This window comes from Nocardia sp. NPDC056100, from assembly GCF_042266325.1.
GTDB lineage: Bacteria > Actinomycetota > Actinomycetes > Mycobacteriales > Mycobacteriaceae > Nocardia.
Map to the genome: position 1 here is coordinate 989,184 of NZ_JBHJVY010000004.1, position 24,972 is coordinate 1,014,155.

Annotated in this window: 21 protein-coding genes; 11 read left to right on the top strand and 10 right to left on the bottom strand. The window is 67.7% G+C overall.

What is annotated here, in order from left to right; translation table 11 throughout:
- Nucleotides 1–29: 29 nt before the first annotated feature.
- Complete coding sequence (locus ACFC0O_RS34995; protein ID WP_375965703.1) at nt 30–764, bottom strand: tyrosine-protein phosphatase; 735 nt, start codon at nt 762–764, stop codon at nt 30–32.
- Between the two features lie 432 nt (nt 765–1,196).
- Here ACFC0O_RS34995 and ACFC0O_RS35000 point away from each other — a divergent pair, with 432 nt between their 5' ends.
- On the top strand, nt 1,197–1,679 hold the full coding sequence (locus ACFC0O_RS35000; protein ID WP_364639832.1) for a TetR family transcriptional regulator: 483 nt from the start codon (nt 1,197–1,199) through the stop codon (nt 1,677–1,679).
- 93 nt (nt 1,680–1,772) lie between these two features.
- On the top strand, nt 1,773–2,948 hold the full coding sequence (locus tag ACFC0O_RS35005) for an amino acid deaminase/aldolase (protein ID WP_375965706.1): 1,176 nt from the start codon (nt 1,773–1,775) through the stop codon (nt 2,946–2,948).
- A 13-nt stretch (nt 2,949–2,961) separates the two neighbouring features.
- On the opposite strand, the gene ACFC0O_RS35010 is transcribed toward ACFC0O_RS35005, so the two are convergent.
- Entirely contained in the window at nt 2,962–6,309 is a 3,348-nt protein-coding gene (locus ACFC0O_RS35010) for an AAA domain-containing protein (protein WP_375965709.1), read from the bottom strand.
- Between the two features lie 359 nt (nt 6,310–6,668).
- Between ACFC0O_RS35010 and ACFC0O_RS35015 the strand changes: the two genes are divergently transcribed.
- Both ACFC0O_RS35015 and ACFC0O_RS35020 read left to right on the top strand, forming a co-directional pair.
- Nucleotides 6,669–7,370, top strand: coding sequence for an alpha/beta hydrolase (locus tag ACFC0O_RS35015; protein WP_375965711.1), 702 nt, complete (start codon nt 6,669–6,671; stop codon nt 7,368–7,370).
- Between the two features lie 84 nt (nt 7,371–7,454).
- Nucleotides 7,455–7,982 carry a gamma carbonic anhydrase family protein gene (locus ACFC0O_RS35020; protein WP_364639819.1) on the top strand — a complete coding sequence of 176 codons (528 nt, stop codon included), beginning with the start codon at nt 7,455–7,457 and terminating at the stop codon, nt 7,980–7,982.
- A 39-nt stretch (nt 7,983–8,021) separates the two neighbouring features.
- On the opposite strand, the gene ACFC0O_RS35025 is transcribed toward ACFC0O_RS35020, so the two are convergent.
- A complete protein-coding gene (locus ACFC0O_RS35025; RefSeq protein WP_375965714.1) occupies nt 8,022–8,645 on the bottom strand; it encodes a phosphoribosyltransferase in 624 nt (207 codons plus the stop codon).
- An 88-nt stretch (nt 8,646–8,733) separates the two neighbouring features.
- Nucleotides 8,734–9,537 (bottom strand): carbon-nitrogen hydrolase family protein, encoded by an 804-nt coding sequence (locus ACFC0O_RS35030; RefSeq protein WP_375966436.1) that lies wholly within the window; start codon nt 9,535–9,537, stop codon nt 8,734–8,736.
- Nucleotides 9,538–9,809: 272 nt separating this feature from the next.
- Here ACFC0O_RS35030 and ACFC0O_RS35035 point away from each other — a divergent pair, with 272 nt between their 5' ends.
- Complete coding sequence (locus ACFC0O_RS35035) at nt 9,810–11,621, top strand: DEAD/DEAH box helicase (RefSeq protein ID WP_375965716.1); 1,812 nt, start codon at nt 9,810–9,812, stop codon at nt 11,619–11,621.
- 132 nt (nt 11,622–11,753) lie between these two features.
- On the opposite strand, the gene ACFC0O_RS35040 is transcribed toward ACFC0O_RS35035, so the two are convergent.
- Nucleotides 11,754–12,497, bottom strand: coding sequence for a hypothetical protein (locus ACFC0O_RS35040; RefSeq protein ID WP_375965718.1), 744 nt, complete (start codon nt 12,495–12,497; stop codon nt 11,754–11,756).
- A 220-nt stretch (nt 12,498–12,717) separates the two neighbouring features.
- On the opposite strand from ACFC0O_RS35040, the gene ACFC0O_RS35045 reads away from it, so the two are divergent.
- Both ACFC0O_RS35045 and ACFC0O_RS35050 read left to right on the top strand, forming a co-directional pair.
- Nucleotides 12,718–13,887, top strand: coding sequence for an acyl-CoA dehydrogenase family protein (locus ACFC0O_RS35045; protein WP_364639808.1), 1,170 nt, complete (start codon nt 12,718–12,720; stop codon nt 13,885–13,887).
- 9 nt (nt 13,888–13,896) lie between these two features.
- Nucleotides 13,897–15,024 (top strand): acyl-CoA dehydrogenase family protein, encoded by a 1,128-nt coding sequence (locus ACFC0O_RS35050; RefSeq protein ID WP_375965721.1) that lies wholly within the window; start codon nt 13,897–13,899, stop codon nt 15,022–15,024.
- Nucleotides 15,025–15,088: 64 nt separating this feature from the next.
- Here ACFC0O_RS35050 and ACFC0O_RS35055 read toward each other — a convergent pair whose 3' ends face one another.
- On the bottom strand, nt 15,089–15,625 hold the full coding sequence (locus ACFC0O_RS35055) for a hypothetical protein (RefSeq protein ID WP_375965724.1): 537 nt from the start codon (nt 15,623–15,625) through the stop codon (nt 15,089–15,091).
- A 303-nt stretch (nt 15,626–15,928) separates the two neighbouring features.
- Here ACFC0O_RS35055 and ACFC0O_RS35060 point away from each other — a divergent pair, with 303 nt between their 5' ends.
- A complete protein-coding gene (locus ACFC0O_RS35060; RefSeq protein ID WP_375965726.1) occupies nt 15,929–16,192 on the top strand; it encodes a hypothetical protein in 264 nt (87 codons plus the stop codon).
- A gap of 54 nt (nt 16,193–16,246) precedes the next feature.
- On the opposite strand, the gene ACFC0O_RS35065 is transcribed toward ACFC0O_RS35060, so the two are convergent.
- The 4 genes from ACFC0O_RS35065 to ACFC0O_RS35080 all read right to left on the bottom strand — a co-directional run bounded on the left by ACFC0O_RS35065 (nt 16,247) and on the right by ACFC0O_RS35080 (nt 20,398).
- The gene (locus ACFC0O_RS35065) at nt 16,247–17,191 is read right to left on the bottom strand and encodes a hydroxymethylglutaryl-CoA lyase (protein WP_375965728.1); all 945 of its coding nucleotides are present in this window, start codon (nt 17,189–17,191) and stop codon (nt 16,247–16,249) included.
- Complete coding sequence (locus tag ACFC0O_RS35070) at nt 17,188–18,399, bottom strand: CaiB/BaiF CoA transferase family protein (protein WP_375965730.1); 1,212 nt, start codon at nt 18,397–18,399, stop codon at nt 17,188–17,190. The genes ACFC0O_RS35065 and ACFC0O_RS35070 overlap by 4 nt, the downstream gene beginning before the upstream one ends.
- Nucleotides 18,400–18,573: 174 nt before the next feature.
- A complete protein-coding gene (locus ACFC0O_RS35075; protein WP_375965733.1) occupies nt 18,574–19,509 on the bottom strand; it encodes a TauD/TfdA dioxygenase family protein in 936 nt (311 codons plus the stop codon).
- A 118-nt stretch (nt 19,510–19,627) separates the two neighbouring features.
- On the bottom strand, nt 19,628–20,398 hold the full coding sequence (locus ACFC0O_RS35080; RefSeq protein WP_375965736.1) for a deoxyribonuclease IV: 771 nt from the start codon (nt 20,396–20,398) through the stop codon (nt 19,628–19,630).
- A 205-nt stretch (nt 20,399–20,603) separates the two neighbouring features.
- On the opposite strand from ACFC0O_RS35080, the gene ACFC0O_RS35085 reads away from it, so the two are divergent.
- The 3 genes from ACFC0O_RS35085 (at nt 20,604) to ACFC0O_RS35095 (ending at nt 24,971) form a co-directional block, all read left to right on the top strand.
- Complete coding sequence (locus ACFC0O_RS35085; RefSeq protein ID WP_375965738.1) at nt 20,604–22,505, top strand: protein kinase; 1,902 nt, start codon at nt 20,604–20,606, stop codon at nt 22,503–22,505.
- A 95-nt stretch (nt 22,506–22,600) separates the two neighbouring features.
- Nucleotides 22,601–24,022 (top strand): protein kinase, encoded by a 1,422-nt coding sequence (locus tag ACFC0O_RS35090; RefSeq protein WP_375965740.1) that lies wholly within the window; start codon nt 22,601–22,603, stop codon nt 24,020–24,022.
- 175 nt (nt 24,023–24,197) lie between these two features.
- Nucleotides 24,198–24,971, top strand: coding sequence for an ABC transporter ATP-binding protein (locus tag ACFC0O_RS35095; RefSeq protein WP_375965743.1), 774 nt, complete (start codon nt 24,198–24,200; stop codon nt 24,969–24,971).
- Nucleotide 24,972: the final 1 nt, after the last annotated feature.

Below are 24,972 nucleotides of genomic sequence, written 5' to 3' on the forward strand. Positions count from 1 at the left end.
CGGTCGCGGCCCTGCGTCGTGTGCGGTGCTTACCCGACCAGGCGGGTGCGCAGCGCGTCGCGCTGCGCGGTATCGATGCCGACCTCGGTGAGGTAGCCGTCGATGCCGCCGTACATCTCGTTCATGGTGTTGGTGCCGGACTCGAGGTACTCCGGGCGTACGCCGAGCAGATCGTCGGAGAGTTCCTCATCGGTATCGCCCGCCATGTAGGCGCGCAGCACCGGGACCGCGTCATTGCTGAGCAGGTAGTCGGCGTAGACGTCCTCCTCGGTGACCTCGACCGCGCGCAGCAGTGTGGCCACGGCCCAGCCGGTGCGGTCCTTGCCCGCGGCGCAGTGCACCAGGGCGGTGCCGGTGAGCACCGAATCGGCCAGCGCCTTGATCGCGCTGTGCGCCTCGGGCATGGCCGGGAAGAGCCGGTAGACCTCGAGCATGTGATTGGCCGCGGTGACATTGCGGCGCGCCTCGTGCGGCGGGGTCTCGCCCATGCGCGGGTCGAAGGGGGTGACGTGCAGCCGGACCTGTTCGGGCAGGGCGTCGTGGCCGATCAGGTCGATCTCGGCGAAGCCGCGCAGATCGTGCACATCGGTGACGCCGAGTTCCAGCAGCCGGTCGCGGCCCTGGTCGTCGAGGCGGCTGAGCTGGGCGGAACGCAACAGCACTCCATCGCGCACGGATGCGCCCGCGGTGGTGCGGGCGCCGCCCACATCGCGGAAGTTGAAGGTGCCGTTGATCAGGAGGGGGTCGTGGCGCGCTGAAGTCACTCGGCCAGGCTATCCGTGGGCGTCCGAACGGAGGATGTCGAATCCGGCTAGTGGACGTGAATTTCGTGTCGCTACCGGCGCGTTGCGAGGGCGTGGCGGGTTCGGACGTGTGGGTTCGCGCACACTCGCTATCTTTAGCGGTACTAGCTTTCATAAAATACCAAGCGGTTCTAATGCCTGGTTTACCGGGCGATCGATGAATTTCGACGATTCCCATTCGATCGCGGACGAGTAGCGATTAGGTAACGAAACAATCTTCCGGTACGAAACCGGCTATCAAAGCTGGTCATCGACCCAGAAAACGACGTATCGTTGAGACCCGTTGAACGGGTACGCCGGGGTCCTGCTCGGGGATCAGTGCTGATCTGCAAACCCGTTGAGCGAGCCGCGCAAGCAAGATGCGCGAATCTTTTTCGCCAAAGGGAGTCGTCGTTGAGCGCTAGTGGAGAAATCGTCCAGGTCGGATTGCGATCGGCCATGTCCGAGGCGATCGAAAAGGCCGCCGATTCGCTCGACATCACCGGTAGCCGTGCCCTGCGAGTGCTGCTGCACGCGGGGGTGAGCACCCTCTGGCCGATTCTGAAGTCCTCGCCGGACCGGCAGTTACGCGCCTACGAGGGCACGCTGGCGGTCCTGCGCCGACGCTGGGAGGGCGGTCAATCGGTCTGTGTGCCGGATCCGGTGGCGTCGGCCATGTTCCGGGACCTGGATCAGGAGGTGACCGCGTTCCTGGAGCTGTGTGCGCAGCGGTCCGGTACGCAGTGGCTGGAGCCGGTGGATGCGATCTCCGCGTATCTGGTGGCGGTGATCCAGGGCATGGTGTTGCGCTGGCTGGCCGACTGCGATGACGAGATATCGCTGGTCGTGCTCGATGACCTGGTGTCGTACCTGTCCACCAAGGCGCTCGACCTCTGATCCGCTGTGTATTTCCTGGGGAGCCGCTGCGGCGTCGCCCGCGGACTTTCCGAATTGCTGGACGCATGACCAGTTTCGTGGTCGAATGAACCTGTGAGCGAACCGTCGCCGATCGCGGGGCTGCACGCGGCCACCGCCGAGCTCGACCCGCCCCTGGCCGCAGTCGACCTGGCCGCCCTGCGCGCCAACGCCGCCGATCTGGTACGCCGCGCCCGCGGAGTGCCGATCCGGGTGGCGAGTAAATCCGTGCGCTGCCGCGCCGTCCTCGAAGAGGTGCTCGGCAGCGACCTCACCGCATCCGGCGGATTCGCCGGAATCATGGGTTATTCGCTCGCCGAAGCCATTTGGCTGGCCGGACTGGGCGCGCGGGACATCCTGCTCGGCTATCCCACCGTCGATCGCGGTTCGCTGGCCAAACTCGCCACCGATCCGGTGCTGCTGGACGCGATCACGCTCATGGTCGACGATCTCGACCAGCTGGACTTCATTCGCGCCGCCGTCGGCAGCGATAAGGTCGCGCCCCGGGTGTGCATCGATGTGGATGCCTCGCTGCGCATCGGGCCGCTGCATCTGGGCGTGCGGCGCTCACCCATTCATTCCCCCGAACACGCCGCCCGGGTCGCCGGTGCGGCGCGGCGGCGCGGGTTCCGGGTGGTCGGCGTGATGACCTACGAGGCGCAGATCGCCGGGCTGCCGGACACCAATCCCGCTGTGCGACTGGTGAAGAAGGCGTCGGCCTTCGAGATCGGGCGACGCCGGCGGCAGGTCGTCGAGGCGGTGCGCACCGAGATCGGTGAACTCGAGATCGTCAACAGCGGCGGTACCGGCTCCATCGAGGTGAGCATCTCCGATCCCGATGTCACCGAGGTGACGGCGGGCTCCGGGCTGTATCTGCCAACGCTTTTCGACGGTTACCGCAATCTGGCTCCGCGCCCGGCGATGTACTTCGCCATGCCGGTGCTGCGGCATCCGGCCGAGGGCATTGCCACCGTCTTCTCCGGCGGCTACATCGCCTCCGGCCCGGCGGGGGCCACGCGTGTCCCGAAACCGGTGTGGCCCAAGGGTTTGAGCCTGATCGGCACCGAAGGCGCGGGCGAGGTGCAGACCCCGCTCACCGGTGCGGACCACCTCGCCATCGGTGATCGCGTCTGGTTCCGGCACGCCAAGGCGGGCGAACTCCTCGAACGCTTCAACCAGGTGCAGCTCGTCGCCGACGGCGAGCGCACCCAGGTGCCCAGCTACCGCGGCGAAGGCCAGAACTTCGGCTGACGCCGAATCCCGTTCAGACGCGGTCGAGTTGCAGGACCGCGGCGAGATCGGACAGTTCGGCCGCCGTGGTCGGCAGGTATTCGGTGAGCAGCGGTGAGCGGACGATGATCGCCGCCCACATGGCTCTGGAGATGGCGCTGGTCAGCCAGTGTCTGGACACCAGCGCGCCGATGCCGTGCGGGGCGTCCTTGGGTGCGGAGGTGGCCATGGAGACCAGCACGACCGCGGCCTCGCGGCCCTGGAAATGGTCCGCCGTGCCGACCAGCACATCCTCGATCCTGGCGCGGGACAACTGGGTTCGAATGCGCGCCACCTGGGCGTGATACGGCGCGACCACCACGATGTCGTGCGGATGCAGGCGGCGGGTGACCGCGCCGGTCTGCCACGGCAGGCCGAGCAGATTGCGCACCTGGCGCACGATCTCGCGGGCCTCCTCGGCGGATTCGGTGCTGTTGCCGTGATGTTCGATGGTGATGGTCCGCACGCCGGGCTCGATGCCCTCGAGTTCCCTTGCCAGGGTGACGGTTTCGTTCGATCGCAGCCGATTGTCGTAGCGCAGTCGCGACACCGGGCCGCAGACGCGCGGATGCATGCGCCAAGTGCGATCCAAGAAGTAGCCGAAGGCCGAAGGCAGGGTGCGATGCGCGCCGACCAGGCGGCCCAGCACCGAATCATGCACCGGCTCCGGATGAATGCCGTGCCCGCTGGTGGGCGCGGGATCGCCCACCAGCAGCAGATTTCGCGCGCACAGTGCCACCGCGACGGCATCGGCGAGCGGGTATTTCCCGGCGTCGGCGATCACCAGCAGGTCCAGGCCATCCCGTGCGATACGGCTCGGATCGGCGAAATCCGTCGAAAGTCCGCCCACCACACCGCCATTGACGGCATTGTCGAGGAAGCGCTCATATTTGGCGGCGTCGATGGGCAGCCATTCCGGGGCCACCGACTGCGCTTCGGCCTTGGCGACCAGTTCGGGCAGCACGCCCACCTGCACCACCGCGTCCAGCACATGCTCGACCACGGCGTGCGTGCGGCCGACCACGCCGACGCGCCATTTGTACCGTGTCACAAGCCTTTCCACCACACGCGCGGTAGTGGCGGTCTTACCGGTGCCGGGTGGGCCCTGCACCGCGATATAGGAGTCCTCCAGGTCGAGGATGGCGGCGGTGACGGCGGCGGCGTGATCGCCGAAGACCTCGGGCAGCGGTTTGCCCCCGCGCAGCCGAGGCGGGCGGCCGCACAGCAGATCGAACACGGCGTTGTCCGGCACCTCCGGCAGGGTCACCAGCAGCTGGTGTGCGATGTCCTCGAGCGATTCCTCCAGGTATTCGCTGCGGCCCGGCGGGCAGGGCGCGATGGCGGTGGGCAGTTCGTCATAGGGTTCGCAGCCGTCCGGCAGCAGTTCGACGACGCGCACCACATCCTCGAAATTGGTGTCCAGGGCGCAGCCCAGCACGGTCGCGTGCGCGGCCGCGCGCTGACCGGGCAGGGCGGTCAGACCGGGTGCGGAGCGGTCGTACAGGGTCAGCACCCGGGTGCCCGGCTTCGGCGCGTCACCGGTGCCGAGCCTGCCGGTCAGGGTCAGATAGCGGCGCATGGGCCGGTGATCGGTGCTGTGCCATTTGGTGTCCACGGTGCCCCAGTCGGCGACCAGGACGCCGGGAGTCTCGGCCCACTCCTCCACGGGATGATCCAGTCGATCGTCATGCGCCCAGCGCAGTGGTTGCCGTTCGCGCCGGAAGTAGCCCGCCGCCGCCGCGGTGAACGCGGCCGCGATCTGCGCCGAACTGCGTTCGCGGCCATCGCGATAGCCGGTCTCGGCGAATTCGCGCAGCGCCGCCTCGACCTCGTCCGGACCGGTTTCCCAATAGTCGTAGGACATGCGCCGGGCCGGTGTCACGTTGTGGTCGCGCGCCACCTCGAGTAGCCAATCCCGCAGTCGCCGAACATCTTCGGGGCCGCTGCCGGCCAGCCCGCCGGGAGCCGGGGGAGCGCTGGCGCCGACCTGATTCGGGGGGAGCTGGCGCAGGTCGTAGCAGCGTTCGCCGACGATCATGGCGGCGCGGACGATCGGGTAGAGGTCGACCAGGGCCGGAAGCAGTTCGGCGACAACGTCTTCGCCGTCCGGATAGCGTTCGCCGATCGTGCTCAGCAGTGGGCGCAGATCACCGCGGTAGTGGTGGATGCGCAGATCCGGATGCTCCCACTGGCGTTCGGTGAGGAAGTCCAGCAGGGCGTCGGCGTCATCGGGCCAGTGGGAAATATCCTGTGCCGCAGCGGTATCGGTGACCGAGACATCGTCGCCGGTGTGAATGACGAAGGTGTGCACGCGATCCGCGGACCAGTTCGACCACACCTCGATCCGATCCGGTGCGGTGCGGCTGACGAAAAGATCGCCGAGGCTGGGTTTCGGCAGTGCGGCCAGTGCTCCGGCATCGATGAGGGAGTGCGCGGGATGGCCGGTGCTCGCCCGCTCCAATTGCAGTTCGGCCTGCCGGCGCAGGGTGCTGAAGGTCGGGCCGGGTACACCGGTGACGGTGGCATCGGCGGCGGCGAGCCGCTGCACGGTGGTGATTCCGGCATCGCGGAGTTGCGCCCGGGTGGCGGGCCGCATACCCGCCACCAGCAGCAGATCGCGGCGGGATTCGAGTTCGGCGGTACAGGTCGGGCAGCTGCCGCAGGCCAGGAAACGACGATCGCCCCACTGCACGGGCAGCAGCTCCCCGAGCTTGGCCTCGACAATCCGGTGCAGCCGATCCCGGCGCGCCTGATGCACGACGGCGATATCGGCCAGCGAATGCGTACCGGCCACACCGTCCACCCATAGCCGGGCTCGTGCGGCGGGCCGGAATCCGCACCGCCGCAACGCATCCGCCATGGCGGCCAGGCTCAACAGCGCCGGAATCCGCCCGCTCCGCCCGACCACCGCCGCGGGCAGATAGTCATAGGTCTCCGGATCGCTGTCGTGCACCAGGAAATCGCAGCGCGTGGCGAACTCCCCGTCGAACACGACCGCCCCGGCGACCGCCTCGGCCTGCCCCCGCAGCGCCGCCAGCGTCCGCTCATGCGCATCCCGCAGCGCCGCGACCGCCGCCTCCGCGTCGACGGATCCGTCCGCGCACTGCTCGACCCCGGGGACGCGCACGCGCACCACCCTGTTCCCGTACCGGTCCCGCAGATCCGCGAGCCGATGTTCGACCGCCCGATCCCAGGCATGCGTCAGCACACCGGGCGCCGGATATCCGATCGACGTCACCAGCCCCAGTTCGGCGTCGAGCCCGCGCAGCAGCGCGAACTCACAACGCGCCGCCGACACCAGGTCACCGGTGCTGCACACGACACGATCACCGAACAGAATCAATCGCGGCCCTCCTGTGTCTCTCCGCCCGACACCCGCGACCCGCGCACGCCATTACGTGCCGAGTCGCGCCATAGCGTAGTGACTCCACAGCCGATCCCACGCCGCCAGGTAGCCCCCGCGCACCCCTGCTCCCCGGCCCAACCCCCGGCCGATTTCACCGGATTGCCGGGCCACGTTGCGGGACAACACGACTCACACCCGCCCGTCGTCACCCCACCCCAGCCCACCCCGTCAGCCCCCTGGAAACCTCACCCGGCATTCCGGCGTGTCGCCGCCCCGCTCCGACCCCCGATGCACGCCCCTGACCCGCCGATCCGGTCGAATCGGACCACCTTTCGAGCGTTTGCGAGAATCGCCGGATGCCGTATTTCGAGGGTGGCCGCGGTCGGCTGCACTACCGCCGGTGGCCGGTCGCCGATCCCGCGGCAAGGATCGCGCTGTTGCCCGGCACCGGCCAGCACAGCGGCCATTACCACCGCTTCGCCCGCGCCCTGGAGCCCGCCCGCATCGAACTGTGGACCCTGGACACCTCCGGCCACGGACTCAGCGAGGGCGATGCCGAATGGCCGGGCACTTTGCCCGAATTGTCTGCTGACGCACGGGCATTCCTCGATCAAGCCCCGGCCGATTCCCTCCCGCTGTTCCTCATGGGGCATTCCCTGGGGGCAGCCACCGCTATGGCCGTGCTCGGCCCACCCGCGCCCGCGCTCGCCGGACTGATTCTCTGCGGCACGCCGCGCGCGGTACTGGAGGGCAAACCCCCGAAGTCCGCCCGGGGCAAGGACACTCCCACCGCGCGCGGCAACGCCTCGACCGACGGTGGCGGCTCGCGATCAGGGGCCGCGCCGGGACCGGTTGTGCCGGAAGGGCTTCCGGTGTTGTTCGTGCACGGGGTCGATGATCGGCGCACGCCGATCGAACCGGTGCGAGTATGGGCCGCGACCGTGGCAGCGGAGTTCCGGGAATACGCCGACGCCGGGCACGATCTGCTGCACGAACCCGTGCACGCGCAGGTCAGCGCTGATATCGCGGACTGGGTCGGCAGGATCGCGGCTCGCTGAGTCGACCTGGCGTCGCGGTGCTGGTTCGGGTGGGTGGCCGGTGATGTCGAACCGTTGGGCAGGGTGGGGGATTACGGTGCGGGGGTGCCACTTTATGAATTCGAGGGTAAGCGGCCCACCGTTGATCCGACGGCGTTCATCGCGCCGACCGCGACATTGATCGGGGATGTGCGGGTCGAGGCGGGGGCGTCGGTTTGGTACGGGGCCGTGCTGCGCGCCGATCTCGCGCCGATCATTATTCGCGAGCGGGCGAATGTGCAGGACAACGCCGTGATTCACGTGCCGGAGGATGTGCCGGTGGAGATCGGTCCGGGGTCCACGATCGCGCACGCGGTGGTGTTCCACGGTGCGACGCTGGGCGCGGAATCGATTGTGGGCAATGGCAGCACGGTGCTGGATATGGCGAAGATCGGCAGCGGCACCATGATCGCGGCGCACTCGCTGGTGCCGCCGGGTGCGGAGATTCCGGACGGGGTGCTGGCCGCCGGATCGCCCGCGCAGGTGCGCAAGCCGATCACGGGCACGCCCGCCGAACTCTGGGTGAAGGTGAATCCGTCCTACTACGCCGAACTCGCGCAGCGACACCGCAAGGGCATCACCGAGATTCACTGACCCACCGGATCTCCCGCCGAATCTCCCACGGCGTCACCGTTATTCGGCGAGCAGCTGAACGACCTCGTCGTCGGCGAGCTGGTGGAAGTCGAGGTAGACGCCGCCGACGCCGCCGAGTTCGCGCGGTACCAGCGGGCAGACGACTTCGTCGGCGAGCGCCCGAATGCGGTGCAGCGCTTCGGCGGAGGACACCGGGACGGCCACGATGACGCGGCGTGGTTCGTGCAGGCGGGCGATCTCGCAGGCGGCGGCGACGGTCGCGCCGGTGGCCATGCCGTCGTCGGCGATGATCACGGTGCGGTCCTTCAAGGGGATCGGGGGGTCGGCGCGCAGTACCTGCCGTCGCCGTTCCAGTTCGACGCGTTCGCGGTCCTCGACCTCGGCGAACTGCCGGGGTGTGACGCCGGTGTTCAGTACGACGTCGGCATTGAGCACCCGCACCCCGTCCTCGCCGATGGCCCCCATGGCGAGTTCGGGCTGCCAGGGCACGCCGAGTTTGCGCACCAGCAGCACATCGAGATCCCCGCCGATCACCGCGCGAATGCCGACCGCGATGGGCACCCCGCCCCGAGGCAGTCCCAGAATCAATGGATCCGCCGCGCGGAGGTGTCCGAGCACCCCACCCAGCGCTCGCCCGGCGGTCCCCCGATCCGGATACATCATTGCTGTTCAGTCTAGTTGCCGCCCCGGGACGCCCCGGTTTTCTGGCACATCCGGTCAGTAACCGGGCTGTCGCCGCAAGAAATCCGAACTACTCCCCGCGAATGGTGAAGCGGCGCAGCGCCAGACTCGGATTGGTGGTGCGGACCTCGGCGAGGTGATCCAGATCCACCCGCGCGGTCGCGATACCGGGCTGATCGCCGAGTTCGGCGAGCACGGCACCGGTCGGCGCGATGATCATGGACGCCCCCGACCCATTGGGCGCGGCCTGATCACACGCGGCCACGTAGATGGTGTTCTCGATGGCCCGCGCCCGCAGCAGCGTCGTCCACTGATCGACCTTGCCCGGCCCGGGAATCCATTGCGCGGGCAGCACCAGCACGTGCGCCCCCGCCGCCGCGATGCGCCGAATCCCTTCGGGGAACCGCAGGTCGAAGCAGGTCTGCATACCGAACACGATGCCGTCGATGGTGAATGTCGGATCCTGGTCCAGCGGCCCGGGCAGGATCACATCGGATTCCCGCGATTTGAACGCGTCATACAGGTGCACCTTGCGGTACACCGCCGCGAATTCCGCATTGGGTGTCGCGGCCACGAGCGTGTTGTAGATGAGCCCTTCGGGCTGGTCCCCACCCGGCGCTTCCAGCACGCCCGCGACCAGGTGCACCCCGAATTCGGCTGCGATACCGCGCAATCCGTTCACGAACGGCCCGGTGAGCGGTTCCGCCGCCGCGACCGCGCCCGCATCGAGCCGCAGCACCGAGTACATCGAGTACTCGGGCGCGATCACGAGCTGTGCTCCGAGCTCGGCGGCGGCCTGTACCTCGGCACGCAACGCGGTGAGATTGGCCACGGTGTCGGTGCCGGGTGCGAACTGCACCACGGCTATGTCAATGGCTCTGGCATCCGCCGCGCCGACGCTCGGTTGCGGTTGGAGCTCGGGTTCGTGAACGACGACGGTCGTCGCCCCCGAACTGCTCGGTTCCGGCGTTGTGACCGTGCCGGTTACGTAGTTGCGCACCGGAGCTGGTTCGGCGTGACCCAGTCCGGAGGCCGACGGGAGGGGGGCTGCGGCGACGGCCGAGGGCGGGTTGTCCGGTTGCACACGGTCCAGCCTATTCACCCTATGGTCGGACCGACCAGGGTAAGGCAGTAAACTCCTGGTCAATGAGTACCTCACCGGCCGACAGCGTTCCCACTGACGACGAGAGGGACGCGAACGGCCCGTCCTTCGCTGATCTCGGTATCGATGACCGCGTTTTGCGGGCCATCGCCGATGTCGGCTACGAATCGCCGTCGCCCATCCAGGCTGCGACGATTCCCCCGCTGCTGAGCGGTTCGGACGTGGTGGGTCTCGCGCAGACCGGCACCGGTAAGACCGCCGCGTTCGCCATCCCGATCCTCATGGGGTTGGAAGTAACCGGCAAGTCGCCCAAGGCACTGGTGCTGGCGCCGACGCGTGAGCTCGCGATCCAGGTTGCCGAGGCGTTCGGCCGGTACGCCACGCATATCCCGGGTCTGAACGTGCTGCCCATCTACGGCGGTCAGAACTACGCCGTGCAGCTGTCCGGCCTGCGCCGGGGCGCGCACGTGGTGGTCGGCACGCCGGGTCGTGTCATCGACCATCTGGAGCGCGGCACGCTCGATCTGACCCAGCTGCAGTATCTGGTCCTCGACGAGGCCGACGAGATGCTGAAGATGGGCTTCCAGGACGATGTGGAGCGCATTCTGCGCGATACCCCGGACACCAAGCAGGTGGCGCTGTTCTCGGCGACCATGCCGCCGGTGATCCGCAAGATCGCCAAGCAGTACCTGCACGATCCGGTGGAGATCACGGTCAAGACCAAGACCTCCACCAACACCAATATCGGTCAGCGCTATGTGATGGTGTCGTACCAGCGCAAGCTGGACGCGCTGACCCGCATCCTCGAGGTCGAATCCTTCGAGGCGATGATCATCTTCGTGCGCACCAAGCAGGCGACCGAGGAGTTGGCCGAAAAGCTGCGCGCGCGTGGGTATTCCGCCGCCGCCATCAACGGCGATATCGCGCAGGCGCAGCGTGAGCGCACCATCGGTCAGCTCAAGAACGGCCAGCTGGACATCCTGGTCGCCACCGATGTGGCCGCGCGTGGTCTGGACGTGGATCGCATCTCGCACGTCGTGAACTACGACATTCCGCACGACACCGAGTCGTACGTGCACCGCATCGGCCGTACCGGTCGCGCGGGCCGCTCGGGTGAGGCGCTGCTGTTCGTGGCTCCGCGTGAGCGCCGCCTGCTCGATGCCATCGAGCGCGCCACCCGCCAGCCGCTGACCGAAATGCAGCTGCCCAGCGTCGATGATGTGAACGCGCAGCGTGTCGCGAAGTTCGGCGACACCATCACCGAGAATCTCTCCTCGGCGAATCTGCCGCTGTTCCGCAAGCTGATCGAGGATTACGAGCGCGAGCACAATATCCCGCTGGTGGATATCGCGGCCGCGCTGGCGATCGGCTCGTACGACGGCAACAACTTCTTCATGGAGCCCGATCCCGAGCCCGCGCCCCGGCGTGAGCGCGGCGATCGCGGTGAGCGTTCGTCCTTCGAGGGTGATCGCCGCGAGCGTCGTTCCCGCGAGGGCGGCCCGAGCCAGCACCGCCAGACCGGTGCGGATCTGGTCACCTACCGCATCGAGGTCGGTAAGCGGCACAAGGTCGCGCCGGGCGCGATCGTCGGCGCCATCGCCAACGAGGGCGGCCTGCGCCGCAGCGACTTCGGGCATATCTCGATCCGCCCGGATCACAGCCTGGTGGAACTGCCCGCCGATCTGTCGCAGGAGACGCTGAACGCGTTGAGCCGCACCAGGATCAGCGGTCAGCTCATTCAGCTCCAGCTCGATTCCGGTGCGCCGGGTCAGCGCTCCATGAGCCGCGCGCCCCGTCGCGGTCCCAGTGATCGTGAGTTCAAGCGGGCCGACACCCGCCGCAAGCCCCGCTCGTAAACCGCACCCGCCCAGCTGTTTTCGCCCGCCTGCCCGGCGCGGCGAAAGAGCCCGGGCGCGAGCGCGTTACGACGCCGACAAAAATGCGCCCAGGCTGTGAGCCGGGGCGCATTTGTTGTTCTGCGGGGTGTTTCAGTTGGCGTCGCTGGAGCCGGTGCCGCTGCTGCCGGTGTCGGCCGGGCCCGCGGGTGCGGCCGGGGTGGTCGCGGGGGCTGCCGGATCCGTGGTCGCCGGGGGCGGGGTCACTGGGAAGTCGGCGACGGTGAAGAGGCCGACGGTGGGCAGGACCAGGCAGCGCGAGCCCGGATAGTCGATGCTGCCCCAGAGCGAGGCGACGACGGTGCCGGGGCCGGTGTCGACGGTCTTGGCCAGGGCCGGGAGGTTGTATTCGGTCTGCTCGTCCAGGGGCGTGATACCGCTGCGGCCGTTGCCGACATTGAGCCAGGCCACATTCAGGCCGGAGGCGAGCGGCATGCCGACGGTGGCGGGCGCGGCCTGGAAGCGCAGGGTTCCGGGAGGACCCGAGAGGCCGTTGTCCGGACCGGGCTGACCGGAGACCGCGGAGGCGGCGGTCATGGTGAACGGCAGGTTGAAGCCGCAGCCCAGGGTCGGGGCCTGATATCCGAACGGTGTGAAGCCGATGTTCTTCAGTCCGGCGGCGGCAACCAGCTGTGCGGTCTTGGCGGTGGACGCGACCGCGTTCAGCGCGTCCTGATCGGTGCCCGCGGCCTGGGTGAGCTGGGCGACCGCGATGCCGACCGGAGTGTCGCCCGGAACTTTCGGCTCGGCGGTGGCGGTGCTGGTCGCACCGAGGACCGCCGTGGCGGCGATGGCGGCGACCGCTGCGGCGCGCCGGGGGAGGGTCCTGCCGTTCACTCGTGCTGCTCCTGCGAACTCTCGGATACCGGATGTGGTGGCAGGCGAGCGTCTTTCGCCGCGTGACGCGGGCGGGAACGTGCCTGATCTTCTCGGCAACGTACCAGCTCCGGCTGTGAACCGCCGGGCCGAGTGGCCCGCGGTTGTGATCCAGGCGACAAGCCCGCTATTACCGGGGGGTAAGTTCGAACTCGATACGACAGCGACGCTGGGAGATGCGATGAAACTTGCCCTGTCACCCGACGAGGTGAAATTCCGGGACGAACTGCGCGAGTTCTACCGGACCGAGATCCCGGCGGAGATCCGCGACCGCGTCAAGTACGGCCGCGAACTCTCCCGCGATGACATCGTCACCACGCACCGGATTCTCAACCAGCACGGTTACGCCGTCCCCAAGTGGCCGGTCGCCTGGGGCGGCCGCGACTGGACCCCCATGCAACTGCACATCTGGGAAGACGAGATGCAGCTGGCGTCGGTGGTGGAACCGCTCACCTTCAACGCCCAGATGATCGGGCCCGTGATCGCGCAGTTCGGCTCCGAGGAGATGAAGCAGCGCTTCCTGCCGCCGACCGCGAACCTCGACATCTGGTGGTGCCAGGGCTTTTCCGAGCCGGACGCCGGATCGGACCTGGCCTCGCTGCGCACCACCGCGGTGCGCGACGGTGATTCCTACATCGTCAACGGCCAGAAGATCTGGACCACCCTCGCACAGTACGCCGACTGGATCTTCTGCCTGGTGCGCACCGATCCCACGGTGAAGAAGCAGGCCGGCATCTCGATGCTGCTCTTCGATGTGAAGACCCCCGGCGTGACCATCCGCCCGATCAAATTGATCGACGGGCATCACGAGGTCAACGAGGTCTTCTTCGAGAATGTCCGGGTGCCCGCCGATCAGCTGGTCGGCGAGGAGAACATGGGCTGGACCTACGCCAAATTCCTGCTCGGCAACGAGCGCACCGGCATCACCGGCGTCGGCCGCACCAAGGTCAAGCTGGGTGTCGCGAAAGAGTATGCGGCGCAGATCAAGTCGGGTCGCGGCACACTGCTCGAGGATCCGGTGTTCGCGGCGCGCATCGCCGAACTGGAGAACGAGCTGCTGGCCCTGGAGCTCACCCTGGCCCGCGTGGTCTCCCAGCCTTCCGACGGCAAGCCGAATCCGGCCTCCTCGGTGCTCAAGCTGCGCGGTTCCGAATTGCAGCAGGCCGCGACGGAATTGCTGCTCGATATCGCCGGGCCGGACGCGCTTCCGGTCGAGACCGAGGGCATCGCGTCGCCGGATTGGGCGCAGCGCACCGGTCCGAGCTATCTGAACTACCGCAAGACAACCATCTACGGAGGTTCCAGCGAGGTGCAGCGCACCATCATCGCCTCCACCATCCTCGGATTGTGAGCTGCCGCCATGGATTTCGAACTCACCGATGAACAGGTCATGCTGCGTGATACGGTCCGCGATCTGCTCGCGCGGGCCTACGATCCGGAAACCCGCCTGAAGGTCACCGATACCGAACTCGGCTGGAATCGCGATGTCTGGCGTCAGCTCGCCGAACTCGGCGTGCTGGGTCTGCCCTTCAGCGAGGAGGACGGCGGCGTCGGCGCGGGACCGGTCGAGGTCATGGTGGTGCTCGAGGAGGTCGGCCGCCGTCTCGCGCCCGAGCCCATCCTCGACGCGGTGCTGATCCCCGGCACGCTGATCGCCGCCGCGGGCACCGAGGCGCAGCGGCAGCGGGTGCTGCCCGAGCTGGTCGGCGGCACCAGGCTGCTGGCCTTCGCGCACGATGAGCCCGGTACCCGCTGGCCCGCAACCGAACTCGGCACCACCGCCGTTCCGTCAGGTGACGGCTACGCGCTGACGGGCGTCAAAAACCCGGTCCCGCACGGTGATTGCGCCGACGAGCTGGTGGTCAGCGCCGAACTCCCCGGCGGCGGCCTGGGCCTGTTCCTGGTGGCGGCCGATGCGGAAGGCGTGTCCCGCAAGCCTTTCCGAACTTTCGACGGCCGTCGCGGCGCACAGGTGGAATTCGCCTCGGCCCGGGCCGAACTGCTCGGCGACAATGCCGATGCGCAGGCGGCGGTGGCGGTGGCGACCGCCCAGGCGCAGGCGGCACTGTGCGCCGAATCCCTCGGGGCGATGGAGGAGGCCCTGCGCCTGACCACCGAATACCTCAAGACCCGTAAGCAATTCGGTGTCACGCTGTCCAAGTTCCAGACCCTGAGCCAGCGTGCCGCCAATATGTACGTCTCGCTGGAGCTGGCCCGCAGTATGAGCCTGTACGCCACCGCCGCCGTGGCCGACGATGTCACCGATCCGGTGGTCGCCTCCCGCGCCCGCCTCCAGGTCGGCCGCTCGGCTCGCCACATCGGCCAGGAGGCGATCCAGATGCACGGCGGTATCGGCATCACCACCGAATATCCGGTCAGTCACTACGTGGCTCGTCTGACCGCCATCGCCCGCACGCTGGGCGGCGATCTGGAACACCTGCGCGTCCTCACCGACCGCGTCGGCGACTACACCCTGGTCGAGTTCTAGCTCACCGCAAACGAATTCGCGCCCCGCATCAGCACTGATGCGGGGCGCGATTCGTTGGCGTGGTCTACCCGCTGGCGGGTGAATCGTCCTCCGTCGTCGGGACCGCGATCGCGGGTTCCGTCGTGGCGGGCGGGGTGGTGCGGGTGTATTCCGTTGTGGGAGCGGGGTTGTCGGTGGTGGGACGCGGCCGCGTGGTGGTCGGGCGGGTGGTGCTCGGATGCAGCGGCGTGGTGCGGGACGCCGTGGTCGGGGCCTCCGCGTCCGGGTTCGCGTCCTTGGGGTCCGTCGTGGGGAGCGAGGAGATCGGCGAATGGCGCGGCGGCTGGTCGGCCGCCACCCGCCAGGTGGGGGAGGGCGGGATCACGACGGCCGGGGTGGTGGTGCCGTTCTTGGTGGCCGAAACCACGGGCGCCGCTTGCAGATCCGCGTTCAAGGGCGGGGGCGCGACGTAGGTGTCCTGGCCGCCGAGGCCGCACGCGCCGATGAGCACCAGGCCGAGCGAGACCGCGCCGACGGCGGCCGCGACGCCCGCCACGGGAGCGGGTAGCCGCCGCCACGGGGTGGCGTCGCGCGGGTCCGCGCCGACGTTGCTGCCTGCCATGGGGAGCACTCCTGATTCGTCTCGAGTGGGCTCACCCTAACGGAGGAGGTACCGCGGTGCCAGGCGGGTGGTCGGTCCGTTTCAACGACAACCCCGGCGAAAGCGCAAGGCACAACAATATCTCAAACAGCGATGATTCACATATCGAATCAATAAAGTCGGCGTGTTCTGCGCACGTGTCGCATGGACATTTCGTTGCCGAGCCGTAATGTGTGTCCAAAGTTACACGTGAGACGCCCGAAATTTGCCGAGAGACGCGCCCCTGGTTCGCCGAACTCGGCGGGCGTCATCGAGGAGTGGATGATGGGTGCATTCTCGACATCCCCGCAGCGCGCGATAGCGCGTACGGGGGAGCCTGCGGCCTCGGAATCGTCGCGCTGGTGGACAATTCTGGCTCGCACCACCGCCTGGGTGATCTTCCTCGGGGGACTTGTCGGCGCGGTGCTCGGGATTGCCGGTCTACGCGTCGAAATCACGGTCGCCGGACTGATTCTCGCCTGCACCGCCGGTTTGATTCTGCTCAAACTGCGTGCCGACGCCGCGGCCGCGGCCGCCGATAAACACTGACGCGTTCCGCGGAACTCGCGCGCGCATTCTCCGAACTCGCAATTGCGCTGAAGCTCAAGGCTGCCTGCGAATAACCCATTCGAATGCGGCGGCCTCCGACCGGCTGCCCTCGGCCGTTCGCGACCTATTCGGCTCCCCGAGTTCGGCGAGCAGGCGCTCCGAGATCGGCACGAGTGCCGCCAATGCCGCCGGTGTGAACCATTCCGGCCGGGTCGCGAAAAGCAGATCCTCACTCGAGGTATTTCCCGACGCACCCGGTGCGAACGGGCAGCCGCCGAGCCCGCCCAGCGACCCGTCAAGGACGCTTGCACCCGCACCGAGCGCCGCCAGCGAATTGGCCACGCCCATACCCCAGGTGTCATGCCCGTGGAAGACGATCCGATGCGCCTCGGTGCCCCAGTGCCCCTGTGCGACAACCGCGCTCACCAGCGCCGTCACCTGCCCGGGATGCGCCTGCCCGAGGGTGTCGGCCAGCACGATATCGGCCGACCCCTCCGCACGCGGATCCCGCGCGATGGCCAGCACCCGCTCCGGATCCACCGGCCCCTCGAACGGGCACGTGAAAGTCGTTGCCAGACAGAGCTGAATCCGCCCGCCCGCCGCCCGCGCGAACTCCACGGCGGCGGGCATCGCGGCCAGACTCTCCTCGGTGGTGCGACCGATATTCGCCCTGTTGTGCGAATCCGAGACCGAGAAGCAGTACTGGAAATTGCGCACCCCCGCCGCGGCGGCCTTCTCCACATGTCGCGGCGTCGCCACCCACACCCAGCAGCGCTCCAGCTCCTCCGGGGTCAGCGCGGCCACCAGTTCGAGGGTATTGGCCATGGGCGGCACCAGATCCGGCCGCGCCATGGAACCGATCTCCAATTCCGGCACCCCCAGTGCCAGCAGTTCGCGCACGATCTCCACCTTGCGCTCGGTGGGCAGCACCTTTCCTGTCAACTGCAATCCGTCGCGCAGCGTCACATCGCGCAGTATGCCGTTCGCCAGCGCGGTCATCGGCCCTCCAGAGCATCGATTTCGAGATCGGACATGCCGAGCAGTCCGGAGAGCACCTCGTGCGTGTGCTCACCCAGATCGGGGCCGACATTGCGAATATCCAGGGACTGTTCCCCGATCACCGGGACGATGCCGGTGAACCCGACCTGCTTGGGTTCGGCCTCGCCCACATCGACGGCGAAGTTCTGAATCATATTGCGCGCCCGGTACTGCTCGTCGGCGACGATATCGGCGGCGGTGTAAATGGGCCCGCACGGAATGGCGGCCGCCTCGAGCAGTGCGAGCGCCTCATCGCGCGTGCGCAATCGAGTCCACTCCGCGATGGACGCGTCCAGCCGCTCGCGATTGCGCCAGCGACCCGCATTGTCCTGGAGCTCAGGATCACTCGCGAGATCCGGCCGCTCGATCACCTGCATATAGCGCTGGAAGATCGCGTCGCCATTACCGCCGATGATGATGCTGTACCCGTCGGCGCACGGATAGGCATTGCTGGGCGCGATGCCCTCCATGCGCCCGCCCACGCGTTCCCGATTGATGCCGTAGGCCAGATAATCGGGCACCAGCGATTCCATCACCGACAGGATGGATTCATTGAGCGCGACATCGATGATGCGCTGTTCCAAGGGAACCCGGTCATTCCGGCGCTCGCGCTGGAACAGCGCCATGACGGTCCCGAACGCGGCGTAGATCCCCGCGATGGAATCGCCGATCGACACCCCGACCCGCACCGGCGGCCGATCCGGATCACCGACGAGTTCCCGCAATCCGCCGACGGCTTCGGCCACCGCCGCGAATCCCGGCCGCTGTGCCAGCGGCCCGGTCTGCCCGTAGGCGGAGATCCGGGTGATCACCAGATCCGGATTGGCGGCATTGAGCGCTTCCGGCCCCAGCCCCCACTTCTCCAGCATGCCGGGGCGGAAGTTCTCCAGCAGCACATCGCACCGCTTCACCAGATCCAGCACGATCTGCCGCCCCACCTCGGTCCGCAGATCCAGCGTGATCGACTTCTTACTCCGGTTGACCGTGCGATAGAGCATCGAGGTGTCGCCGCCGTAGAGTCGCCAATTGCGGAGCTCGTCACCGGTTTTCGGCCGCTCGACCTTGATCACCTCGGCCCCGAAGTCCCCCAGGATCCGGCCCGCTGTCGGCGCGGCCACGTAATTACCCAGCTCCAGAACCCGCACACCGTCGAGCGGCCGAATCTCCATGCGCGCAATTCTGCCTCGAGCCCGCGATCGGGCGGTCGGCTCCGGTCGCGCGACGACCTGTGCGAACCCCGGATACGCGAAAGGCCGATGCGACCCTCGAGAGATGGGAGGTCGCATCGGCCGGGCTTCCCGGGCATGGCGCACGCAAGAACATCACGCCGGGAAGGGTTTTCGTCAGGCAGCGCGCGGGGCGACCTGTTCGATGACCGAGTAGTGCTCGGCATTGCCGGTGATGATGGTGCTCGGGTTGCCGTGGATGTCGACCGGCACATCGCCGGCGAGGGTGATGCGGGTCAGGCGGCGCGGCTGGCCGTCGTAGTCGTCGATGGCGTAGTGCTGGGTGGCGCGGTTGTCCCAGATCGCCACATCGCCGAGCTGCCAGTTCCAGCGAGTGGTGTTCTCCAGCTTGGTGACCCGGTTCTGCAGCAGCTGGAAAAGCGCGGCGGATTCGGCGGCGGACAGCCCGACGAAGTTCTTCACGAAATGGCCGAGCAGCAGGGTGCGCTCACCGGTGACCGGGTGCACGCGGACCACCGGGTGCTCGGTCTCGTAGTAGGTGGACTCGAACTCCGCGCGGTACGCCTTGCCCTGCTCGTTCGGGGCGTGGGTGTCGCTGCGATCGGCCGCGTAGTCGTAGGCGTTGGTGTGCCGGGCGCGCAGGTTCTCCACCAGCGCCTTGAGCGGCTCCGGCAGCGATTCGTACGCGGCGGTGGTCGAGGCCCAGGTGGTGGAGCCACCGTAGGAGGGCAGGTGCACCGCGCGCAGGATGGACGCCTTCGGAATGCGGTCCACGAAGGTGACATCGGTGTGCCAGCTATTGGCGCGGCCGTACTCCGAATCGATGGGCAGCGACTTCACGCCCCGCGAGGTGACGGTCGGATGCGGGGTGGTGGGCTGACCCAGCAGCTGCGCGAATTCGTACTGACCGTCCTCGGTCAGATGCTCCTGGCCGCGGAAGAAGATCACCTTGTGCGCGTGCAGGGCGTCCTGGATCACCTTGACGGTCTCGGAATCCAGCTCGCCGCTCAGCCGGACGCCGTCGATACGGGCACCGATCTTGCTGCCGAGCTTCACCACGGTGGCGGTGGAGGTGGCGTAATCGACGGACATACTGGGCCTTTCGCTCGAACGATTGCGTGGTTCGAGCACACCATCGGCCCAGCGTCCGAAACAGGTTTAGGCGCAGCCGGATCGAAAGCCGTTACCGGGGCTGAGCGCAGGCGTATGCCTATCCGACTTGTTCGCGGAGGAAGGCCAGATCCTCGGCGACGCCCTCGGCGGGGGTCTCCAGGATGATCGGGGCATCCACGGCCTTGCAGACCTCGACCAATAGCTGCGCGTCGATGGTGCCGTCGGCCAGGTTCGCGTGCCGGTCCGCGCCCGAATTGAAGTCGTCGCGCGAGGAATTCAGGTGCACCAGGTCGATGCGCCCGGTGATCGCCTTGATCCGATCCACGATGCCGAGCAGTTCCTCACCGCCCGCCCAGGCGTGGCAGGTGTCCAGGCAGAACCCCGCGCCGAAATCGCCGACCGCGTCCCACAATCGGCCGATATCGTCGAAATGCCGTGCCATGGCGTGATTTCCGCCCGCGGTGTTCTCGATGAGAATCGGCACCGCGAACCCGCCCTTGTCCTGCTGGCGTTCGAAGAGCTTGCGCCAGTTGAGGATTCCCTCGACCATCTCCTCGTCCTTGCGGACGTGCCCGCCGTGCACCACCAGCCCGAACGCCCCGAGATCCGCCGCCGCCTTCGCCTGCGCCGCCACCGCGCCGCGCGAGGGCATGCGCAGCCGATTGTTCAGGCTGGCCACATTGATCTGATACGACGAGTGCACCACCACATCGATGGGACTGGCCTTGATCTCCGCCGCCAGCGGATGCGGCGCGGGTTTGTCCCAACTCTGCGGATCGACCACGAACATCTGGATGACGTCGGCCCCCAGCTTCTCCCCGAAGCCGATGGGATCGCCGTCCTGCCGAACGTGTGCTCCTATGCGCATGCCGAACACCCTATCCCCGCCCCCCGACAGGAGATTGTGCTCACTCTTGTTGCGCTTGCGGGATTCGCGGAGATAGTTCCGTAGGACTCGATTGCGCTATGGTTTCGGTGATTTCCGGATCGGCCCGAGCACGATCATGCCGATCGTTTGCGGTACGTCGCGCGCTGGTGGGTCCCGGCGCAGACGTAGGAAGTGGGAGCTAGACATGCTGTCCAGCGGTGATGTGTTTGCGGAATACGTTATCGAGCGGCAGCTGGGGCGCGGGGGCATGGGCTCGGTGTATCTGGCCAAGCATCCCCGGTTGCCCCGGCTGACCGCCCTGAAGCTGTTGAACCGGGAAATGGTGTTCGACAAGGAGGTTCGCGCGCGCTTCGAGCGCGAGGCGGATCTGGTCGCCCAGTTGGATCACCACAATATCGTCACCGTCTACGACCGCGGGCTCGAGGACGGGCAGCTCTGGATCTCCATGCAGTACATCGACGGTGTCGATGCCTCCAGCGTGAATCCGCAGACGCTGCCGCCCGAGCGGGCCGTGCAGATCATCTCCGAGACCGCCGACGCGCTGGACTACGCGCACCGCAACGAGGTGCTGCACCGCGACGTCAAACCCGCCAATATCCTGCTGGCCCGCTCCACCGGCGGTAAGGGCGAACGCGTCTACCTCACCGACTTCGGCATCGCCCGCCTGCGCGATGACAGCGGTCATCTGACCCAGACCGGCACCTTCACCGCGACCCTGGCCTACGCCTCGCCGGAACAGCTCACCGGTTCCGCCCTGGACGGCACCTCGGATCAGTATTCGCTGGCCTGCACCCTGTTCTGGTTGCTCACCGGTTCCGGGCCGTTCTCGGCGACCAATCCGGCGGCGGTCATCCAGGGCCATCTGCAGCAGCCGCCGCCCCCGCTGAGCGGTGCGCGCCCGGGTCTGCCGCCGACGCTGGATCTGGTGTTGAACAAGGCCATGGCCAAGCGCCCGGAGGAGCGCTTCGCCAGCTGCGCCGATTTCGCGGCCGCCGCCAAGCACGCGCTGGCGTCGCCGAGTTCGCCCGCGCTGCCGCTGGTGAATCCGCGCACCGCGCCGCCGTCGCCCGTGCATACGCAGCAGGGTCAGCCCATGCACACCCAGGGACCGCATCCCACCATGGGCCAGCAGGGTATGCCCATGACCGGCGGACCGGCCCCGACGGCGAACGGGCCGATGTACACCTCGGGTCCGCGCACCGCCGCGCCCGCGCCCACGGTCGGGCCGAATCCGTATGCGACGCAGCTGAATACGGCCACCCCCACACCGCAACCGCTGTACGGCCAGACCCCGAACCGGCCGACGAACCAGTACACCAGTCCGCCGCAGAACCAGTACACGAGCCCGCCGCAGTACAACTACGGCGGGCCGCCGCCGGGACAGCCGCCGGGCATGGGTGGCCCGATGGGCGGACAGCGCCCGCCGCAGCCGCCGAAGAAATCCAATACCGGGCTCATCGTCGGCATCGTCGTGGGTGTGCTGGTGCTGGTCATCGTGGCGGTCATCGGATTGGCCGCACTCGGCAGCAAGAGCAACGACACCACCACCGCTGGCGGTACCACGAGCGCGGGTGCGACCGGTAAGCCCAGCGGTTCCGCGCCGCCCGCCAACCCGGGCGGTTCGGACAAGCCGGTCGACTCCTCGGCGATCAGCAAGGAATTCCCCCGCCTGGTGCCCGCCAGCAAGACCGGCGACACCGGCTACAACGGCGCGACCTGCTGGCTGGCCGATCCCAAGAGCCCGCCGGACAAGTCCGACGGCGAACCCGATTTCGGCGACTGGGCGGTGCAGTGGCGCTGCTTCGGCGGCGGCAATAACGCCGACCCGTTCTACCGCATCTACGCCTACTCCTCCGCGGCCAAGGCGCAGGCGGCGGCGAGCGCGCTGCACCCGGACAAGAAGAGCTCCGACACCAGCGGCGGCAAGGCGTACACCAACTACCAGTTCACCGGTGACGATCGCCCGCGCATGGTCACCGCCTTCACCGGTGACGCCAACCGCGGCCAGTACCTCATGTACACCGACGGCGTCGTCGGCAGTATCGATGAAGTGCTGACCTGGTGGCGTTCCGCACCCCTGAACTAAGCTCGCTCCCGCCTGCCTCACCGAGGTGGTGATCGACTCCCTGGGCCGCGAACAGCCGCAGCGCAGCGGAGGTTAATGGACACGGAAGGGTGCTTGTGCTGCGCAGCGGAGAGACGTTCGCCGGATATCTGATCGAACGTGAACTCGGCCGTGGTGGCATGGGATCGGTGTATCTGGCGCGGCATCCGCGATTGCCCCGGCTGGTGGCGATCAAGCTGCTCAATCGGGAGTTGTTCGGCGACAGCGAGGTTCGGGCGCGATTCGAGCGCGAGGGTGATGTGGTCGCGCGGCTGGATCACCCGAATATCGTGCCGCTGTTCGATCGTGGCTTCGATGACGAGCGGCTGTGGATCGCCATGCGGTACATCGACGGGCCGGACGCCTCCACTCTGGAATCAGCGAATCTGCCACCGCGACAAGCGGTCCGGATAATCTCCGAGACCGCGAAGGCGCTGGATTTCGCGCATCGCAAGGGTGTGCTGCATCGAGATGTGAAGCCCGCCAATATCCTCATCGAACGCTCCGACGGTGAGGAGCGAATCTTCCTGGCGGACTTCGGCATCGCGCGACTACGCGATGAGGGCACCAAACTCACCCAGACCGGCTCGTTCACCGCCACCCTGGCGTACGCCGCCCCCGAACAGCTCTCCGGGCAGCCGCTGGATCACCGCTGCGATCAATACTCGCTGGCCTGCACGTTGTTCCGGCTGCTCACCGGTGTCGTCCCGTTCGACGCCCAGCATCCGATCGCCATCATGCAGGGCCATCTGCAACAGCCGCCGCCCCCGGTCAGCTCGCTGCGCCCCGGTCTCCCGCCCGCCCTGGACGCCGTGATGGCCCGCGCCATGGCCAAACAGCCACCCGCGCGGTTCGGCTCCTGCGTCGAATTCGCCACCGCCGCACAGCAGGCCCTGGACGGCGGGCCCACGCAGGTGGCGGGGCAGCACTCCGGCCCGCGGAATCCGATGGTCGGTCAGCCCGGTTTCACCCCGGGCGGCGCAGCCGGTTCGAACACGCCCCCGCGGCCCTTCATGACGCAGGGCGGCCGGCCCGCCACACCGCAGCACGCGTCGGCCGCGATGGGCTATTCGCCACCGCGCGGCCAGAACGCCGCTGCCGCCTATGCCGCGCCGTCACCCACCCGGCCACCGGCGAAGCCGTCGGCGGCGCGTTCGGCCACGAAGGCGATGCCGAAGTCGGGGACCCAGGTGTTTCCGCAGCCGCGCAAGAAGCCCAAGAAGAAGTCACGGGCGCGGGGCTGCCTGATGTGGTTGCTGGCCCTCATCCTGATTCCGCTGCTGATCGCCGTGGTGGTGCTGCTGGCGATCGATCAGATGCGCACGGGCGGCGGGGGTTCACCGGGTCTCACCACTCCGCCGGCCCCGGCGTACACGACCACCGAGGAGTACTACCAGGACACCACCACCGAATCGGTGCCGGAACCGTCCGGTGGTACCGCGAGCGCGACACCGGAATACAACACGCCGCAGCCCGCGGTCCCGTTCTGGCAGCACTGAGAGATTTGCGGTGGCGTGCCCCGAGTTCGGTGGGCATCGCCGAGGCATACGATGCCGGAAATGTCCTTCTACCGGCCCCGATCGGTCGCTTGACCGTCTAAGGAATCACTGAGGGTAGACGGCTCCGGGTGTTCCCGGATGGCATCTGCCTGCGAAGACCGACACACTGGACGGCATGACTTCGAATGTCTCGGATTCCGTCGGGCTCGACACGGGCACGGGCGCGGTCGCCGCGCGCGCGACCGATCTGATGAAGATCTACGGTTCCGGCGATACGCAGGTCCGGGCACTCGACGGGGTGTCGGCAGATTTTGCCAAGGGGGAGTTCACCGCGATCATGGGGCCTTCGGGCTCCGGTAAGTCGACCCTGATGCACTGCCTGGCCGGGCTGGACGCCGCGACCGGGGGCAGCGTGCACATCGGCGATACCAACCTCACCGAACTGTCCGATAAGGGCATGACCCAGCTGCGCCGCGATCGCATCGGTTTCGTCTTCCAGGCGTTCAACCTGGTGCCCACCCTGACCGCACTGGAAAACATCACCCTCCCACTGGATATCGCCGGTCGTAAACCCGATGAGGAATGGCTCTCGACCGTGCTCAAGCGGCTCGGCCTCAACGATCGCCTCACGCACCGCCCCAGCGAGCTGTCCGGCGGTCAGCAGCAGCGCGTCGCCTGTGCCAGAGCCCTGGCGGGCAAGCCGGACATCATCTTCGGTGACGAGCCGACCGGCAATCTGGATTCGCATTCCTCGGGTGAGGTGCTCTCGATTCTGCGTGCGGCCGTGGACGAATTCGGCCAGACCGTCGTCATCGTGACCCATGATCCGCGCGCGGCCTCGTACGCCGATCGCGTGGTGTTCCTGGCCGACGGCCGGATCGTCGATGAATTGCGTTCGCCCACTGCCGATTCCGTGCTCGACAAGATGAAGTCGCTGGAGACCGTCTGAT

Coding starts and splice junctions, on each gene's coding strand:
- ACFC0O_RS35015 (WP_375965711.1), top strand. CDS start 6,669: ATGCCGTATTTCGAGGGTGGCCGCGGTCGGCTGCACTACCGCCGGTGG.
- ACFC0O_RS35025 (WP_375965714.1), bottom strand. CDS start 8,645: ATGATGTATCCGGATCGGGGGACCGCCGGGCGAGCGCTGGGTGGGGTG.
- ACFC0O_RS35035 (WP_375965716.1), top strand. CDS start 9,810: ATGAGTACCTCACCGGCCGACAGCGTTCCCACTGACGACGAGAGGGAC.
- ACFC0O_RS35045 (WP_364639808.1), top strand. CDS start 12,718: ATGAAACTTGCCCTGTCACCCGACGAGGTGAAATTCCGGGACGAACTG.
- ACFC0O_RS35050 (WP_375965721.1), top strand. CDS start 13,897: ATGGATTTCGAACTCACCGATGAACAGGTCATGCTGCGTGATACGGTC.
- ACFC0O_RS35055 (WP_375965724.1), bottom strand. CDS start 15,625: ATGGCAGGCAGCAACGTCGGCGCGGACCCGCGCGACGCCACCCCGTGG.
- ACFC0O_RS35060 (WP_375965726.1), top strand. CDS start 15,929: ATGGGTGCATTCTCGACATCCCCGCAGCGCGCGATAGCGCGTACGGGG.
- ACFC0O_RS35065 (WP_375965728.1), bottom strand. CDS start 17,191: ATGACCGCGCTGGCGAACGGCATACTGCGCGATGTGACGCTGCGCGAC.
- ACFC0O_RS35070 (WP_375965730.1), bottom strand. CDS start 18,399: ATGGAGATTCGGCCGCTCGACGGTGTGCGGGTTCTGGAGCTGGGTAAT.
- ACFC0O_RS35075 (WP_375965733.1), bottom strand. CDS start 19,509: ATGTCCGTCGATTACGCCACCTCCACCGCCACCGTGGTGAAGCTCGGC.
- ACFC0O_RS35080 (WP_375965736.1), bottom strand. CDS start 20,398: ATGCGCATAGGAGCACACGTTCGGCAGGACGGCGATCCCATCGGCTTC.
- ACFC0O_RS35085 (WP_375965738.1), top strand. CDS start 20,604: ATGCTGTCCAGCGGTGATGTGTTTGCGGAATACGTTATCGAGCGGCAG.
- ACFC0O_RS35095 (WP_375965743.1), top strand. CDS start 24,198: ATGACTTCGAATGTCTCGGATTCCGTCGGGCTCGACACGGGCACGGGC.